Annotated in this window: 10 protein-coding genes; 6 read left to right on the top strand and 4 right to left on the bottom strand. The window is 61.1% G+C overall.

Features of this window, described 5'->3' with window-relative positions; genetic code table 11:
• The first annotated feature begins 40 nt into the window (after positions 1-40).
• Positions 41-1,384, top strand: coding sequence for a UDP-glucose/GDP-mannose dehydrogenase family protein (locus tag AU182_RS04540; protein ID WP_066961196.1), 1,344 nt, complete (start codon positions 41-43; stop codon positions 1,382-1,384).
• 211 nt (positions 1,385-1,595) lie between these two features.
• Here the strand turns inward: AU182_RS04540 and AU182_RS04535 are convergent, their stop codons facing one another.
• From AU182_RS04535 to glnE, 3 genes are all read right to left on the bottom strand, one after another.
• Entirely contained in the window at positions 1,596-2,504 is a 909-nt protein-coding gene (locus AU182_RS04535) for a hypothetical protein (RefSeq protein ID WP_066961192.1), read from the bottom strand.
• 180 nt (positions 2,505-2,684) lie between these two features.
• Positions 2,685-3,641, bottom strand: a complete 957-nt coding sequence (locus tag AU182_RS04530) for a branched-chain amino acid transaminase (RefSeq protein ID WP_066961189.1) — start codon at positions 3,639-3,641, stop codon at positions 2,685-2,687.
• Positions 3,642-4,301: 660 nt separating this feature from the next.
• The gene (gene glnE, locus AU182_RS04525) at positions 4,302-7,163 is read right to left on the bottom strand and encodes a bifunctional [glutamate--ammonia ligase]-adenylyl-L-tyrosine phosphorylase/[glutamate--ammonia-ligase] adenylyltransferase (RefSeq protein WP_066961186.1); all 2,862 of its coding nucleotides are present in this window, start codon (positions 7,161-7,163) and stop codon (positions 4,302-4,304) included.
• A 574-nt stretch (positions 7,164-7,737) separates the two neighbouring features.
• Between glnE and AU182_RS04520 the strand changes: the two genes are divergently transcribed.
• The 3 genes from AU182_RS04520 to AU182_RS04510 are packed head-to-tail and all read left to right on the top strand — an operon-like array spanning position 7,738 to position 12,582.
• Positions 7,738-8,706 (top strand): ABC transporter ATP-binding protein, encoded by a 969-nt coding sequence (locus AU182_RS04520; protein ID WP_066961183.1) that lies wholly within the window; start codon positions 7,738-7,740, stop codon positions 8,704-8,706.
• Positions 8,696-11,605 (top strand): Gldg family protein, encoded by a 2,910-nt coding sequence (locus AU182_RS04515; RefSeq protein ID WP_066961180.1) that lies wholly within the window; start codon positions 8,696-8,698, stop codon positions 11,603-11,605. Before AU182_RS04520 ends, AU182_RS04515 begins: the two co-directional genes overlap by 11 nt.
• 14 nt (positions 11,606-11,619) lie before the next feature.
• Positions 11,620-12,582, top strand: a complete 963-nt coding sequence (locus AU182_RS04510) for a DUF4340 domain-containing protein (RefSeq protein ID WP_066961178.1) — start codon at positions 11,620-11,622, stop codon at positions 12,580-12,582.
• A gap of 77 nt (positions 12,583-12,659) precedes the next feature.
• Here the strand turns inward: AU182_RS04510 and AU182_RS04505 are convergent, their stop codons facing one another.
• Positions 12,660-14,435 carry a GspE/PulE family protein gene (locus AU182_RS04505; RefSeq protein ID WP_066961175.1) on the bottom strand — a complete coding sequence of 592 codons (1,776 nt, stop codon included), beginning with the start codon at positions 14,433-14,435 and terminating at the stop codon, positions 12,660-12,662.
• Between the two features lie 223 nt (positions 14,436-14,658).
• Here AU182_RS04505 and AU182_RS04500 point away from each other — a divergent pair, with 223 nt between their 5' ends.
• Both AU182_RS04500 and AU182_RS04495 read left to right on the top strand, forming a co-directional pair.
• Positions 14,659-15,336 (top strand): TIGR00153 family protein, encoded by a 678-nt coding sequence (locus tag AU182_RS04500; RefSeq protein WP_066961173.1) that lies wholly within the window; start codon positions 14,659-14,661, stop codon positions 15,334-15,336.
• Positions 15,337-15,351: 15 nt separating this feature from the next.
• The gene (locus tag AU182_RS04495) at positions 15,352-16,629 is read left to right on the top strand and encodes an inorganic phosphate transporter (protein WP_066961171.1); all 1,278 of its coding nucleotides are present in this window, start codon (positions 15,352-15,354) and stop codon (positions 16,627-16,629) included.
• Positions 16,630-16,674 lie beyond the last annotated feature (45 nt).

Here is a 16,674-nt window from a genome sequence, read left to right as displayed (position 1 = left end):
GTATCGGGCCAATGGACAATAAAGGAATTGGAGAACGATTATGAATGTAACGGTTTTTGGCACCGGTTATGTGGGGCTGGTACAGGCGGCGGTATTGGCGGAAGCCGGCCACCGGGTTACCTGTATCGATATCGATGAAAACAAGATTGAACGCCTGAAACAGGGGCATATCCCCATTTTTGAGCCCGGGCTGGAGCCGCTGGTCAAACGCAACAATGAATCCGGCAACCTGACCTTCTCCACCAGCGCCGCCGAGGGTGTGGCCCACGGCGAGCTTATTTTCATCGCCGTAGGCACCCCGCCGGATGAAGACGGCTCCGCCGACCTGCGCTATGTCCTCACCGTGGCCCGCACCATAGCCGAGCACATGGACGGCAAAAAATACATCATCAACAAATCCACGGTTCCAGTGGGCACGGCGGACAAGGTGCGCGAGGAAGTCACCCGCACCCTGCAGGAGCGCAATGCCCTGAACCTGGAGTTTGATGTGATCTCCAACCCGGAATTCCTCAAGGAAGGCTCGGCGGTGGCGGACTGCATGAAGCCCGACCGCATTATTATCGGCACCTCCGAGAATGCGTCCGAGCAGAAGATGCGCCAGCTGTACGCTCCCTTCAACCGCAACCACGACAAAGTGATCGTGATGGATGTGCGCAGTGCCGAGCTGGCCAAGTACGCGGCCAACTGCATGCTCGCCACCAAGATCAGCTTTATGAACGAGATGGCGGTGATCGCCGACCGGGTGGGTGCGGATATCGAATCCGTGCGCCAGGGCATCGGCTCCGACCCGCGCATCGGCTACCACTTTATCTACCCGGGAATCGGCTACGGTGGTTCCTGTTTTCCGAAAGATGTGCAGGCCCTGAAAACCACCGCCACCCAGCTCGGCCTCGACCCGAAAGTGCTGAATGCGGTGGAGGAGCGCAACCACAAGCAGAAGCACTACCTGCTGGAAAAAATCATCGCGCGTTACGGCCAGGACCTCTCCGGCAAGACCTTCGCCCTGTGGGGACTTTCGTTCAAGCCCAACACCGACGATATGCGCGAGGCGCCGAGCCGTGTGCTGATGGAGAACCTGTGGGAGATGGGCGCCAAGGTCAGAGCCTTTGACCCGGAAGCGATGCAGGAATGCGAGCGCATTTACGGCAACCGCGACGAGCTACAGCTGTGCGGCACCCGCGACAGCGCCCTCTCCGGCGCCGACGCCCTGGTGATTGCCACCGAATGGCAGCAGTTCAAATCCCTCGACTACCAGACCGTGCGCGGCAGCCTGTCCGAGCCGGTCGTGTTCGATGGCCGCAACCTGTACCACCCGCTGGATATGGCAGAGGCCGGGTTTGAATACTACTGCGTGGGGCGTCCACAGGTGGCCAACAACGGCTAATACTTCCCAAGCGCCAAGCATCGGGGCTCGGAGTCTTGCCCGGTGGCGGCACCGCTACCGGGTATAGCTTTGCAAGACACGAGCTAGGCGCCCCCCGTTAACCCATCCATGGGGCTCTGCACCGCCATCCATGGCGGTGAAGGTCTTGCAAAGCTATACCCGGTATCGGCGCCTTCCCATCCAAATTCAGTGCACTAGTAACTGTCTGCATTTATCTCAGTAGCTTGTACAAATCGTAATGCTGGAACACGTCGCGTATTTTGCAGTCGTTGCCGCCTCGCTTGCGCCAGTTTTCTTTTCTCAACGCCGAACCCTGGCTGCCCGCCAGCGACAGAAATCTTGTGGTCCAGTCGCGGGAATCCAGTATCGGCGCACAAGGTGTGCCCTGCTTCAGGCTCATGGCCTTGAGCCAGATATCGTCTGCGTTGGGGCACAGGCGCATGAACTTCTCGGCATCAAAGGCATCCGGATGCAAGGCACCCGGAAAATAAAGTACGCCACCCACGCCGGTCGGAAACACCAGCGGTGACGGGTATTCGTCATCCTCGCTCCAGCGCCGGCCCGAGTCCCAGCTATCGTAGGGCTTCAACTTGCCCTGCCCGTCCAGGCGCATTTTATGGGCGCGGTGGCAGTGGATCGCATCCGGCGCCCGCAGGTAGGCACGGTACAGCTGGTCGATCATATCCGGCGGGTAAAGCGTGTCGTCATCCACGGTGATGATCAAGCTCTCGGGGAAGCGCTCAAACGCATAGCAGTATTTCTTGTAGGGCCCGAAGTCTTCATCCACGAAGAATACTTGCAAGCCCCGCTGCTTCTGCCGTTCGAGGCTCTCCGGCAGGATGCGGTCGGGGAAATTTCTGGTCGACAGCCACAACACCACCACGTCCGCCTTCACCCACTGCTGAAACAGGCTTTCCACCGCGTACACCACATCGTGGATCCGGCGATCAAACGAGGTCAGGGACACAACGATATTGTGCGCCTTGTCGTTACCCACCCCCATCTCGCGACTGGTCAACGCCTGCTGCTGCAGCAACTGCATGCGCAGGATCGACTCCAGCTTGCGGTTGTTGACCGCGTCGTGCTTGCGCAGGCGCTTCTTCATAAAATAGGAAAACATTCGACAAACCTTGTCCCGTCAACGACGGTTATTCGATGGGTTGTGTAACACCTGAGCGCCATTCTAAGGGATTCGTCTGGGGGCCTCTAGGGAAGGGCTCCCGCTGCGGCCCATAAAAAAGGGCGGCAACCCGGAGGTTGCCGCCCTTTTTTATTTCCGCCGGATACCAGCCGATGCCGATCAGGCAGAGGCCGCAATCGGCTCGCAGGTTTCGTGCACGTCACTGAGCCAGCCCATATGCGCCGGACTCCGGCCCTGTACGGCATCGAAGTACATCTGCTGTAAACGCTTGGTGATGGGGCCGCGGCGACCCGCGCCGATGGTGCGCCCGTCCAGCATCCGGATCGGCAGTACCTCCGCGGCGGTGCCGGTAAAAAAGGCTTCATCGGCGATGTAGACCTCGTCGCGGGTGATGCGTTTTTCCACCACCTTGTAGCCACATTCCTCCGCAAGCTGGATGACCGACTTACGGGTAATCCCGTCCAGGCAAGAGGTCAGTTCCGGGGTATAGATCACGCCGTCGCTGACCAGGAAGAAGTTCTCACCACTGCCCTCGGCCACATAGCCCTCCGGGTCCAGCAGCAGCGCTTCCTCACAGCCGTTGCGGATCGCCTCCTGCAGGGCGAGCATGGAGTTAATGTAGTTGCCGTTGGCCTTCGCCTTGCACATGGCAATGTTCACATGATGGCGGGTGTATGAAGAGGTATTGACCTTGATACCCAGCTCGCGCGCTTCCGGGGTCATGTAGCTCGGCCACTCCCAGGCAGCGACAATCACGTGGGTCTGTAGGGCATCGGCGCGCAGGCCCATACCTTCGGAGCCATAAAACGCCATCGGGCGCAGGTAGGCTTCTTTCAGCCCATTCTCGCGCACTACCAGTCGCTGGGCCTCATTCAGCTGCTCTTCCGCAAACGGCATGGGCATATTCATGATCTTGGCAGACCGGAACAGGCGGCGGGTATGTTCGTGCAGGCGGAAGATACTGGTGCCGCCATCAGCGGTCTCGTAGGCGCGCACGCCCTCGAACACGCCCATCCCGTAGTGCAGGGTGTGGGTCAGTACATGGACCCGGGCGTCGCGCCAGGGAACCAGTTCACCGTCAAACCAGATAACGCCGTCTCTATCGGCAAAAGACATGGGAAACTCCTACAAAATTCTATAAACGCACTCTGCAGGAACAGCCTGGGGGGAAGGAGCGGGAGCGGTCTACACCGGGTCGAGCCAATTCGCCTGCAGGCAGGCCCCTACAGTACAGAGCCTGATGAAAAACAGTTTAATCGGGCAGCGCTCACAGGCCGGGCAGCAGGCGACAATTTCACGCGCTCGCTCGGTCCGGCATCTGCTGCCTAGTTGTTGCAACGGTCTTTCTTTCCGCTTCGAATTGGTCACCGGATACAACCCCCGGCCGCTGTTGTAATGCCGGGCGATGACCTTCAGATCGGTAGGCTTTGTAGGCGTCGATCAAATGCGCGGCTTGGTGGGCCGGCATCAGGCCCGTCTCGGGGAGACATTCAGGGATGCGAATTTTATCGGGTTATCGCAAATTCGAGGGGCGCGCTGCGCCCGGGCCAGTGAGTCATATTGAACCATAAATTGCATAGCGACAATACCGTCTGAGCCGCGACGGTCCCGAGTTTACGATCATTGCTCCCGCCAGGGGGTTCGCATCTTCTCGCAACCATCGTTACCGCGTTTTCACGCAATTTTTATGCAGCCCAAATCCGGCACCGCCGCTTGTGAACCGAAAACACCCGGTTCCTGCACACGCCCCCACACCCAGCAACTCGTGTTAGCACCTCAGCCCAGCAACCGTTTCCACACCTGCTCAACATTTTCGCGCTCGGCAGGAAACCAGTCCACGGGGACCAGAGCGGGCAGTTGCTGCAACGCGAGGCGATGCCCTTCCGAACGATAGGCTTTGTAGGCCCCGGTCAGGTCTGCGGCCTTGGTTTCAGGCAGCAGGCCGGCCTCGGTCAGGCTCTGCAGAATCCGGATATTGTCGGTGTAGCGCACAATGGCAGGGGCCTTGTGGGCCCATGCCAGCGCGGTAAACTGCACGATAAATTCGATATCGATGATGCCACCCGGGCCGTGCTTCAGATCAAATTGCTGGCTGCCCGACTTGTCCAGATGCGCGCGCATTTTGTCCCGCATCTCAACCACTTCCCCGCGCAATTTCGGTTCGTCCCTTGGTTCGCACAGCAGCGTTAATCGCAGCGCTTCGAATGCCTCACCGAGGCGCGCACTGCCAGCAACCGGGCGCGTGCGCACCAGCGCCTGGTGTTCCCACGTCCAGGCGCTCTCGCGCTGGTATTTCTCGAACGCGGCCAGCGACGTCACCAGCAGGCCGGAGTTGCCCGACGGGCGCAGGCGGGTATCCACTTCGTACAGGGGGCCGCTCAGGGTTCGGGTCTGCAGGATATGGATCAGGCGCTGGGCGAGACGGGTGTAGAAACTCAGGTTGTCGATGGATCGTTCACCATCGGTGTATTGCTGCGGTTCGGCATCGTGCACAAACACGATATCCAGATCGGAACCGTGCCCCAGCTCCAGGCCACCCAGCTTGCCATAGGCAATGATCGCAAAGCGCATATCGTCGGCGTTCGCCCCGCCGGGCAAGCCGTGTTTTTCCGTCATCTGCTGCCACGCGAGCGCCAGAGACTGCTGCAGGATCGCCTCCCCCAGCCAGGTGAGGGAATCGCTCACCTTCATCAGCGGCAGGGCGCCGGTCACCTCCTGCGCGGCAATACGCAGGCTCTGGCTTTGCTTGAACAGGCGCAGGGCTTCCATCTGCCCCTCCAGGTCATCCGGCTCCACGCGCAGCATTTCCTGACGCAGGTCGTCGGCAATATCCCCGGCGGTAGAGGGCGCCAGCAGGCGGCGCTGGTCGAGCATTTCGTCAAGCAGGATCGGGTGACGGGCGAGCTGCTCGGCGATCCATGGCGACGCGGCGCACAGCTGCAGCAGCTGCGCCAGCACCGGCGGGTTTTCATTGATCAACACCAGATAGGCACTGCGACGCAGAATGGAGCGCAGCAGGGGCATCACCCGCTCCAGTGCCAGTAACGGCTCGCCGACTTCAGAAGCGGAAGCCAGTAACAGCGGCATGGTCTGGTCCAGGCGCTGGCGGCTGGAGGCCGGCAACGCACTGACAATGCGGTCACTGTGCAGGGCAACGATGCAATCCAGCGCTTGGGACGCGGGCTGGAAGCCGGTTTGGTGCAATTTCTCCAGCCAGCTGTCGCGGTCGGCGTTGCGCTCGCAGCCGGCCCACAGCAACTGCCACTGATCATTTGCAGTCAGCTCGGCAGACTCCTCCGGCGGCGCAATCACCTCGTCAAATTCATGCTCGATGATTGCGCGCGCGGCATCCAGTTTTTCCGCCAGCAGAGACCAGGAGGCATAGCCCAGCGCAAACGCCAGCTGTTCCCGCCGCGGCATTTCCGCCGGCAGGGTCTGGGTTTGCTGGTCACGCTCCGCTTGCAGGCCGTGCTCCACCCGGCGCAGCAACAAATAGGCATCCCGCAACTGTTCGGCACTGCCCGCCGGCAAATGTCCATCGACTTCCAACAGTGGCAACACCTTTAAAATGTTGCGCACCCGCAGGTCCGGCTCGCGCCCGCCGCGAATCAGCTGGAATGCCTGGACAATAAATTCCACCTCGCGAATACCGCCGCGACCGAGCTTGATGTTGTCCGTCATACCGCGGGCGCGGACCTGGCGCTGGATCAGGGTTTTCATTTCCCGCAGCGCCTCGATCACACTGAAGTCGATGTAGCGGCGGTAGGTAAACGGGCGCAGCAACTCCATCAGTTCTTCCGCCGCTTCCGCCGCACCAGCGCCGCTCATGGCCACCGGGCGCGCCTTGATCATGGCGTAACGCTCCCACTCGCGGCCCTGGGTCTGGTAGTAATCCTCCAGCGCAGCGTAGTGGCTCACCAGCGGCCCGCTGTCGCCGTAGGGACGAAGGCGCATATCTACGCGGAACACAAAACCGTCGGCGGTAACGGTATCCAGGGATTTGATCAGGCGCTGGCCCAGGCGCTGGAACCAGGCCTGGTTTTCCAGGGGCTTGTCACCGTCGCTCTGGCCAGGCTCCGGGTAGGCAAAAATGAGATCGATATCGGAAGACAGGTTCAGCTCCCGCGCCCCGAGCTTGCCCATGCCCAGCACGATCATCGGCTGTACCGCACCCTCGCGGCTGCGCGGCTCGCCGTGGCGCTCCACCATTCTCGCCCGGTGCCAATCGAGCGCCGCCTGAATACACACCTCCGCCAGTTGGGTCAGCCGCCCACAGGCGGTGGGAATATCCCACTGACCGGCAAAGTCCCGCCAGATCACCTCACAGTTCACCCGGTTGCGCAGATTGCGCAGTGTTTTTTCCAGCTGCTCTTCCGATTCGATTTCCGCCAGGTCCGGCGCCGCCAGCCCGCAGTCCTCCTCACGGACAAAGCCCGCCAGCCACTCGGGGTGGCGACTGCACTGCTGCACAAAGAAATCCGAGCCCACAAACGCGCGCACCAGCGCCTGGCTCGTCTCATCACCCACCAGCGCCTCAACCAACGCCACCTGCTCCGCCCCCACAGCGGCGCACCAATCCTCCCAGCGCTGAGTAAACAGTGCCTGATGCTGTGGCAGGCAGAACTCCTTCAATGACATGGGCAACTCCATCTAAATCCTGAGCGGCGAGTTTGGTAAGCGTAAACCTGAATTGAAAAACAGGGGATGAAAACCAAAGTGTACACCGGGAGTCGCAGGATTCCTCGCCAGCACACCACCACAGCCTTGAACTTTCCCCGCCAGGCCCTATCTAACCCTCGATCAACAACCAGCGATCGATCGTCTGAACCTTGTTTTTATTGCGGGCCGACCCGTTTTACGAGCATGACTATTTCGACTGATTACACTCAACCATTAAAACATCCCCAGGCCGCAGCCCCTCGTCGCAGCGCCGTCCGACGCGCCATCTACCTGCCCATCTCGCGTCCACCACCGTAATCAATTTCGAGCAAATACCACATCACCTCGCGCGAAGGTGGCGATGTCCGGTACAGCTTTGCGAGACCGTCTGCGGCCAGGACGGCCGCAGCCGAGCCCCCAGGGATGGGTTAACGGGGGGGCGCCTAGCTCGTGTCTCGCAAAGCTGTACCGGACAGCGGCACCGCCACGGAGCTGATTAAAACCCTTAAGCGTTACCACCACCCCCTGACAACCAAACCAAAAGGAGGACAAGGTGCTGGAAGTCACCCACCTCAGCCGTTGTTATGGCGAATTCAAAGCCGTCGACGGCGTCAGTTTTACAATCGACAAAGGCGAAATTGTCGGCCTGCTCGGCCACAACGGCGCCGGCAAAACCACCATCATGAAAATGCTCTCCGGCTACCTCGAACCGGATACCGGTAGCGTCCGCATTGATGGCATCGACATGGCCGACAAGCCCAAAACCCTGCAGCGGCAATTGGGCTACCTGCCGGAAAACCTCCCCGTGTATGGCGAAATGACCGTCGCCGACTACCTGGATTACGCCGCCTCATTAAAAGGCCTCGACGGCCGCGAAAAGATTGATGAAATCCGCCGCGCCATCAATGCCACCGAACTCGCCGACAAACTGCACGCCCGCATCCACACCCTCTCGCGGGGCTACAAACAGCGCGTCGGCGTCGCCCAGGCCATACTCGGCCGGCCGCGGCTACTGATCCTCGACGAGCCCACCAACGGCCTCGACCCCACCCAGACCCGGCAGATGCGCGCACTGATCAAAGAGATCGCCCGCGAAGCCACCGTCATCCTCTCCACCCACATCATGCAGGAAGTGGAAGCCCTGTGTGATCGCGTGCTGATTATTCACCGCGGCCAACTCGCCGTGGACGAAAAACTCGAGCACCTGCGCAACGCCAACCGCATCTTGCTTGAGACCTCCGCCACCGACGCCCGCGAAATTCTCGGCCGCCTCGGCAAGGACGAAGGTATCGAAAGTATTGAGCCACTGGCCAAGGCCGGACAGTTCCGCATCGCATTGACCGGGGAGGCCAACCTGCGCTCTACCTGCGCGGTGATTGCCCGCACTCTTATCGCCGCCGGTGGCGAACTGTACCGGTTGCAACCGGAGCAACAGGATCTGGAAAGCCTGTTCCGCCAGGTCAACGAAAGCCAAGCACCCGCACAACAAAAACAACAGGAGGCACTGGAAAATGCGGCCTGATAACACCTCACCGGTCAGCGGCAAGCGCCTGATCAAACGCGTGGCCGGCAAAGAACTCACCCTGTTTTTCGCGTCCCCGGTGGCCTATCTGTTTCTCGCCACCTTTGCCGCCGTCAGCCTGTTCGTATTTTTCTGGGGCGAAGCCTTCTTTGCCCGCAATATCGCCGACGTGCGCCCGCTGTTCGAGTGGATGCCCCTGCTGCTGATCTTCCTCACCAGCGCGCTCACCATGCGCCTGTGGAGCGACGAGCGCGCCAAGGGCACCCTGGAACATATCCTCACCCAGCCCGCACCCCTGTGGCAGTTTGTAGTAGGTAAATTCGTCGCCTGCCTGGCACTGCTGGGAATTGCCCTCGCCATCACGTTGCCGCTGCCGGTCACCGTGGCGACAATCGGCGACCTGGACTGGGGGCCGGTATGGGCCGGTTACCTGGCCACCTTCCTGCTGGGTGCGGCTTACCTGAGCATCGGCCTGTTCGTCTCCGCCCGCGCCAGTAACCAGATTGTCAGCCTGATTGTGGCCTCGGCCCTGTGCGGGGTTTTCTACCTGATTGGCACACCGCTGCTCACGGACTTTTTCGGCAACAGCGCCGGTGAGTGGCTGCGCAGCCTCAGTACCAGCGCGCGCTTTGATGCCATCACCCGCGGCGTCATCGACCTGCCGGATCTGTATTACTACCTGAGCCTGTGCGCGGTATTCCTGTCCCTCAACACCCTGGTGCTGGAGCGCGAGCGCTGGGCCATCGGCGGCAATCGCAAACACCGCCAGGCCTGGCAGGCGGTGACCGCGCTGCTGGTGGTCAACGCCCTCGGCGCGAATTTATGGCTGGGGCAACTGAAGTCCCTGCGCGCGGATGTCACCGAAGGCAAGCTGTATTCCATTTCCCCGGCCACCCAGCAGTACCTGAACCAGTTGCAGGAACCGCTGCTGATCCGCGGCTATTTCAGCGGCAAAACCCACCCACTGCTGGCCCCGCTGGTGCCGCAGATGCGCGACCTGTTGCGGGAGTACGAAGTGGCCGGCGATGGCCGCGTGCGCGTGGAAATCATCGACCCGACACAGGAGCCGGAACTGGAGGAGGAAGCCAACCGGAAATACGGCATCGCCCCGGTGCCCTTCCAGGTGGCGGATCGCTACCAGGCCTCCATCGTCAGTTCCTACTTTGACGTGCTGGTACAGTACGGGGACGAATACGAGGTACTGGGTTTCCGCGACCTGATCGAGGTCAACGCCGATCGGGAAACCGATGTGGACGTGCAACTGCGCAACCCGGAGTACGACCTCACCCGCGCGGTGAAAAAAGTCCTGCAGAGCTACCAGAGCGAGGGCAATCTGTTCGACACTGTGCAGGGCAAGTTGGCGTTTACCGCCTACGTCTCCGCCGACGAACAGCTGCCGGATCAGCTGATGGAATTTAAACAATCCATCCGCGAGTCTGTGGAAAAAATCCAGGCGGATGCCGGCGAGCGTCTGAGCGTCGAATTTATCGACCCCGAAGCGGACGGCGGCAAAGTAGCCCGGCAGATCGCCGAGGACTACGGCTTCCAGCCCATGGCCGCAAGCCTGATCGGGCGGCCCTTCTATTTTTATTTAACCCTCGCCCGCGACGATCAACATGACAAAGTGGTGCAGATACCGCTGGACGACCTCAGCGCGGACACCTTCGAGCGCAACCTGGAGGCAGGCATCAAACGCTTCGCCAGCGGCTTTACCAAAACCGTAGCACTGGTGACGCCGGCGGACGATTTCCGCCAGGGTATGGGCGCTGGAGCCCGCTTCAGCCAGCTGGAAACCTTGTTGGGTGCCGAGCTGAACGTGGAACGCGAGGACCTGAGTGATGGCCGCGTCTCCGGCAACGCCGACATCCTGATGCTGCTGGCACCGCGCAATCTGAGCGAGAAAGCCCTGTACGCGGTGGACCAGTTCCTGATGCAGGGCGGCACCGTGATCGCCGCCACCTCCCCGTACAGCGCGGACCTGTCCAACCGCAGCCTGCGCCTGAACCGGGTCAACAGCGGTCTGGAACAGTGGCTCCAACATATGGGGCTTGAGGTCGACAGCAAACTGGTACTGGACCCGCAGAACAGCGCCTTCCCGGTACCGGTGACCCGCAACGTGGGCGGTTTCCAGCTGCAGGAACTGCGCATGCTGGATTACCCCTATTTTATCGACGTGCGCGGCGACGGCCTGAACGCCGACAACCCCATCACCGGCAACCTGCCCCAGGCCACCCTGAGCTGGGCCTCGCCCATTCGCGTGGACGAGGAAAAATCCGCCGGACGCAACGTCACCCCGCTACTGCACAGCTCGCAGGAGTCCTGGCTGTCCAGCAGCACCAGTGTGATGCCGCGTTATGTGGACGGGCAGATCAGCGCCTTTACCCCGGAGGGCGAGCGCGCCGCGCACCTGCTGGGCGTGGTCAGCGCCGGGCGCTTTGACTCTTATTTCGCCGACAAACCCTCGCCGCTGGCCCAGCAGCCCGAAGAGGCGTCAGCCGAAGACGGGGAGAATGCCAGCGACGCCGGCAAGTTGGAAAACCTGCCCAGCCAGATCAGCCGCTCGCCGGAGTCCGCGCGCATTATCCTGTTCGCGTCCAACGACTTCCTGCGGGATCAGGTGGTGCGCATGAGTGGTGCCGCCGCCGGTGGCGACTACCTCAATACCCTGCAACTGGCCGCCAACAGTGTGGACTGGTCCCTGGAGGATGCGGGCCTGCTCAGCATCCGCGCGCGCAGCCACTTCAACCGCACCCTGCCTCCCATGGAGCAGGACAGCCGCCTGTTCTGGGAATCCCTGAACTATATCGCCGCACTGCTGGCCCTGGGCGTCGTCGCCCTGATCCAGCACCTGCGCAATCGCGCCCGCCAGCAGCGCTATCAACAGCTGCTGGCCGGCTGAGGAGGAACTGAAGCATGAAAAATCTGCAAATGGCCCTGAGCGGTGTGCTGGCACTACAGCTGGTGCTGGCCGCCGGCCTGTTCTGGGAGTCCAGCTCACGGCAACAGGCGCAGGCACAATCCACACCATTGGTGCAGGCGGAAACCGACGCGCTGCAACGACTGGAAATTGTCGGCGAAAAAGAAAGCGTGACACTGGTGAAACAAGAGGACCAGTGGCAGCTGCCGGGGTTGCACGATTTGCCAGTCGACCGCGACAAGCTCGACACCCTGCTGGAAAAACTCAACGCGCTGAAAGGAACCTGGCCTATCGCCACCAGTAACAGTGCCCGCGAGCGCTTCGAAGTGGCGGAAGACAAATTCCGCAAACGACTGAAGCTGTACACCGCGGAAGGGGATGATCCCGCACTGGAGCTGTTCGTCGGCACCTCCCCCGGCTTCCGCAAGGTGCATGTGCGCCGCGCCGGCGACGATGCGATCTATGCGGTAGAGCTCAACAGCTTCGACCTGCCTTCAACCGCCGACAACTGGCTGGATAAAACCCTGCTGGCCGCCGGCGACCTGACGCGCATCCAGGGCCCGGATTACACCCTGGAAAAAAGTGAGGACGGCTGGGCGTTTGCCGCAGACAACGGGGAAGAAACACCGGCGGTCGACCCGGGCAAGGCCCGCGAACTGGCCACCGCGCTCGAGAAACTGCGTATCACCAAAGCGGTCGACGAGGCTCCAGAGGTGGAGGCAACGGAGTTTGTGGTGAAGGCCGGCAATGGCGAGCGCCGCTATCACTTCGCCAGCGCGGACGACAAATACTATGTACGCCGCGATGACCGCGATCAGCTGTTTGAAACCGCCAAATACGATTTCGATCGGGTGATGGACAAACGCCACCAGGATCTGGTGTTGGTGGAGCGGGAAGACGAGGAGCAGACCGCAGAAGAGGAACCAGACGCGAGTGAGGAGGATCAAGCAAAAAGCTGAACCCCACTCGATGCACCATCAAAAAACCCGCGCCAATGCGCGGGTTTTTTAGGTTACAGGCTCGAATATACGCTGGCTTAAAACGCAATATCCGGCGGCGGTGCCACCCGCAGTACTTCCTGCACGGTAGTGATACCCGCGGCCACTTTGCGCGCGCCGGACAAGCGCAGGCTGTTCATGCCCTCGCGCATACCCTGGCGACGAACCTGCTGCAGGTCACAGTCGTGGGTTACCAGCGCCTGCACGCCTTCGCTGAACGGCAGAATTTCGTAGATGCCCTGACGGCCGCGATAGCCGGTATTGCGGCAATCCAGACAGCCCTCCGGCTGATACACCACTTCCGGCTTCGGCGCCTTCCAGGGTTTCACCAATGCCTGCCAGTCCTCGTCGCTTACTTCCGTCTTGCGTTTGCAGCTTGGGCACAGCGTTCTCACCAACCGCTGGGCCATCACCCCCAGCACCGTGGATTTCAGCAGGTAGTGGGGCAGGCCAAGATCCAGCAGACGGGTCACCGCGGTGGGGGCGTCGTTGGTGTGCAGAGTAGAAATCACCAGGTGGCCAGTGAGCGCCGCCTGCACCGCCATCTGTGCGGTTTCCAGGTCGCGGATCTCACCCACCATGATGATGTCCGGGTCCTGACGCATCAGGGTGCGGATACCGGCGGCGAAATCCAGGCCAATGCTGTGATGCACCTGGGTCTGGTTAAAGCTGTCTTCCACCATCTCGATGGGGTCTTCGATGGTTGACACGTTCACCTCGGTGGAGGCCAGCTGCTTGAGTGCGGTGTACAGGGTGGTGGTTTTACCGGAGCCGGTGGGGCCGGTCACCAAGACGATGCCGTTGGGGCGGGACAACATGGTCTGCCAGCGGGCCAGGTCGTCACCGGCGAGGCCGAGGTCGAGGTAGGAGCGCGCCAGCACTTCCGGATCGAAAATCCGCATCACCAGTTTTTCCCCGAACGCCGTGGGCAGCGTCGACAGACGCAGCTCCACCTCACTGCCATCGGGGCGCTTGGTCTTGATACGCCCGTCCTGGGGCTTGCGCTTCTCCGCCACATTCATGCGCCCGAGAATTTTCAGGCGACTGGTGACCGCGGCGTTGACCTGATCCGGCAGTTCGTGGATCGGGTGCAACACGCCGTCGATGCGGAAGCGGATACGGCCGATGTTGCGGCGCGGCTCAATATGGATATCACTGGCGCGCTGGTCGAAGGCGTGCTGCAGCAGCCAGTCCACAATATTAACGATGTGCTGGTCGTTGGCTTCCGGGTCCTTGAGATTACCGAGCTCCAGCAACTGCTCGAAGTTGCCCGCCCCGGAGCTGCCCTTGAGGCCGCTGGCGCCGGAAATGGAGTTGGCCAGGGAGTAGAACTCGGTGCCGTAGCGCTTGATATCCGCCGGGTCCGCCACCACCCGCTGTACGGTGCGGCCGCTGGTGTGCTCCAGCTGTTCTTCCCAACCAGACGTGTAGGGTTGCGCGGTGGCCACCAGCAGCATTTCCTTGGTGGCCTCCACACACAGGATCTGGTGGCGCTTGGCAAACTGGAAACTCATCACCTCGGTGACTTCCGCTACATTCACCTTGAGCGGGTCGATGTGGTAGAGGCCGTGCGACGACGTGTCCGCCAGCCACTGGGTCAGAGTGGCGGCGTCCAGGGCCTTGCCGGGCTTTTTCTGGTTGGGCAGCTCACAGCTGGCGATGTAAGACAGCGGGTGCATCTGCGCCTGCTCGGCGCTGCGTGGCGTGCCGATCAACCGGTTGGCATCCAGGCGGCTCACATAGCCCTGGCTCACCAGGTCCTCCAGCAACCCCGGCAGGTCGAGGGTTCGGTCTGCCATTCTGCTTACAGCCATACCATGTTTCCCGTTTGCGCTTATTATGAGGGGGCATTGTAGCGCTTACGGCGGTCAGCAACAGTGCAGCAGGTCCACCTCAGGGCAGTGGAACCACAGCGTCACTGTGACCTGCGCACATGTTGGGGTACCATGCCGCCCAATTCGGCCGTCTCTTGTTCTGCCAAGAGTCCAACCAAGCGGCTTTTCAATCAACTGTCAGGACCGGAAAAAGGAACAGACCATGCCCCTGTCCAATATCGCCAACCTGTTCGGCCGCTCGCCGATCAAGCCGATCAAGGAGCACATGGCGACCGCCCACGAGGCGTCAGCGGATCTGGTGCCCTTCTTTGAAGCCCTTATGCAGGGCGACTTCAGCACTGCCAAAACCATTCAGCAACGGATCTCCGCCAGCGAGAACCGCGCCGACGACATCAAAAAAGACCTGCGCCTGCACCTACCGGACAGCCTGTTTATGCCGGTCTCCCGCAGCGATCTGCTGGAGCTGCTGCACGTGCAGGACAAGGTCGCCAACAAGGCCCAGGACATCGCCGGCCTAACCATTGGCCGCCAGATGCAGTTCCCGGAATCCATGCACCCCATGATGACCACCTTTGTCGAAAGTGCCGTGGCCACCTCTGCCCAGGCGCTGACAGCCATCAACGAGCTGGACGAACTGCTGGAATCCGGCTTTTCCGGCCGCGAAGTGGATATCGCCCGCCGCATGACGGAAGAACTGGACGACCTCGAACGCAAGTCCGACGAACTCGAAGTAAAAGTGCGCGCGGCACTGTTCAAATTAGAAAAAGACCTGCCGCCGGTAGACGTGATTTTCCTCTACCGGGTGATCGAGTGGGTCGGAGACCTGGCAGATGAGGCCCACGGCGTGGGTAACCGATTGCAGTTGCTACTGGCGCGCTAAGCGGGGAGAGAAAACGTGGATATCATTGCTCAATACGGCCATATCTTTCTGATTCTGGCCTGTGTGTTCGGATTTTTCATGGCCTGGGGTGTGGGCGCCAACGATGTGGCCAACGCCATGGGCACCTCCGTGGGCTCCCGCGCACTGACCATCAAACAGGCGATTATCATCGCCATGATCTTCGAGTTTGCCGGCGCCTATCTGGCCGGCGGTGAAGTGACCTCGACCATCCGCAAGGGCATCATTGCCCCGGACCTGTTTAACGACACACCAGAGCTACTGGTGTACGGCATGCTCTCCGCCCTGCTGGCTGCGGGCACCTGGCTGATGATCGCCAGTATCCTGGGCTGGCCGGTTTCCACCACCCACTCCATTGTCGGCGCCATTGTCGGCTTCTCTGCGGTGGGTATCTCGGTGGACGCGGTGGCCTGGGGCAAGGTGGCCAGTATTGTGGCCAGCTGGGTGGTCTCACCGGTGCTCGCCGGTACCATCTCGTTCTTGTTATTCAGAAGCGTGCAGCGACTGATCCTCAACACCGAAGACCCCTTCACCAACGCCAAGCGCTACATCCCAGTCTATATGTTTGCGGTGGGCTGGATGATCTCCATGGTGACCCTCACCAAGGGCCTCAAGCACGTCTTCAAAGATGCGGGTATTACCCTGAGTTTCCTGCAGGACGCGCTGATTGCCGGGGTGATGGGTCTGGTGGTCATGGCCATCGGCATGGTGCTGCTGAAGCGCATCAAGCGCGATCCAGCGATGGAAAAAGACAATCGCTTTGCCAACGTGGAGCGCGTGTTTGCCATCCTGATGATCTTCACCGCCTGTGCCATGGCATTTGCCCACGGTTCCAACGATGTGGCTAATGCCGTCGGCCCGCTGGCCGCGGTGGTGAACACCGTGCAACAGGGCACGGTTACTGCCAAAGCGGTGATGCCACCGTGGATCCTGCTGCTGGGTGGTGCCGGTATCGTGGTGGGCCTCGCCACCTACGGTTTCAAGGTAATGGCGACCATCGGCCGCAAGATTACCGAGCTGACCCCGAGCCGCGGGTTTGCCGCCGAGCTGGGTGCGGCTGCCACCGTGGTACTCGCCTCCGGCACCGGCCTGCCCATCTCCACCACCCACACTCTGGTGGGAGCGGTACTGGGGGTTGGTCTGGCACGCGGTATAGGCGCGCTCAACCTGCGCATGATCACTACCATCGCCGCCTCTTGGATTGTCACCCTGCCCGCGGGTGCCGGCCTGGCGATCCTGTTCTTCTTCTTCTTCAAGGGCGTCTTTAGTTGGTAAAAAGGGGCTGCTAAAACGGCAGAGGGTAATGGCAATTACCCACCG

This window comes from Microbulbifer sp. Q7 (genome assembly GCF_001639145.1).
Classification (GTDB): Bacteria; Pseudomonadota; Gammaproteobacteria; order Pseudomonadales; family Cellvibrionaceae; genus Microbulbifer.
Note: the sequence above shows the minus strand (reverse complement) of the source record. Positions and strands in the feature narration are given on the sequence as shown.

Bases quoted from the DNA above. Each gene is read 5' to 3' on its own strand.
- AU182_RS04505 (WP_066961175.1), bottom strand. From the start codon at position 14,435: ATGGCTGTAAGCAGAATGGCAGACCGAACCCTCGACCTGCCGGGGTTG.
- AU182_RS04510 (WP_066961178.1), top strand. From the start codon at position 11,620: ATGAAAAATCTGCAAATGGCCCTGAGCGGTGTGCTGGCACTACAGCTG.
- AU182_RS04530 (WP_066961189.1), bottom strand. From the start codon at position 3,641: ATGTCTTTTGCCGATAGAGACGGCGTTATCTGGTTTGACGGTGAACTG.
- AU182_RS04500 (WP_066961173.1), top strand. From the start codon at position 14,659: ATGCCCCTGTCCAATATCGCCAACCTGTTCGGCCGCTCGCCGATCAAG.
- AU182_RS04535 (WP_066961192.1), bottom strand. From the start codon at position 2,504: ATGTTTTCCTATTTTATGAAGAAGCGCCTGCGCAAGCACGACGCGGTC.
- AU182_RS04540 (WP_066961196.1), top strand. From the start codon at position 41: ATGAATGTAACGGTTTTTGGCACCGGTTATGTGGGGCTGGTACAGGCG.
- AU182_RS04515 (WP_066961180.1), top strand. From the start codon at position 8,696: ATGCGGCCTGATAACACCTCACCGGTCAGCGGCAAGCGCCTGATCAAA.
- glnE (WP_066961186.1), bottom strand. From the start codon at position 7,163: ATGTCATTGAAGGAGTTCTGCCTGCCACAGCATCAGGCACTGTTTACT.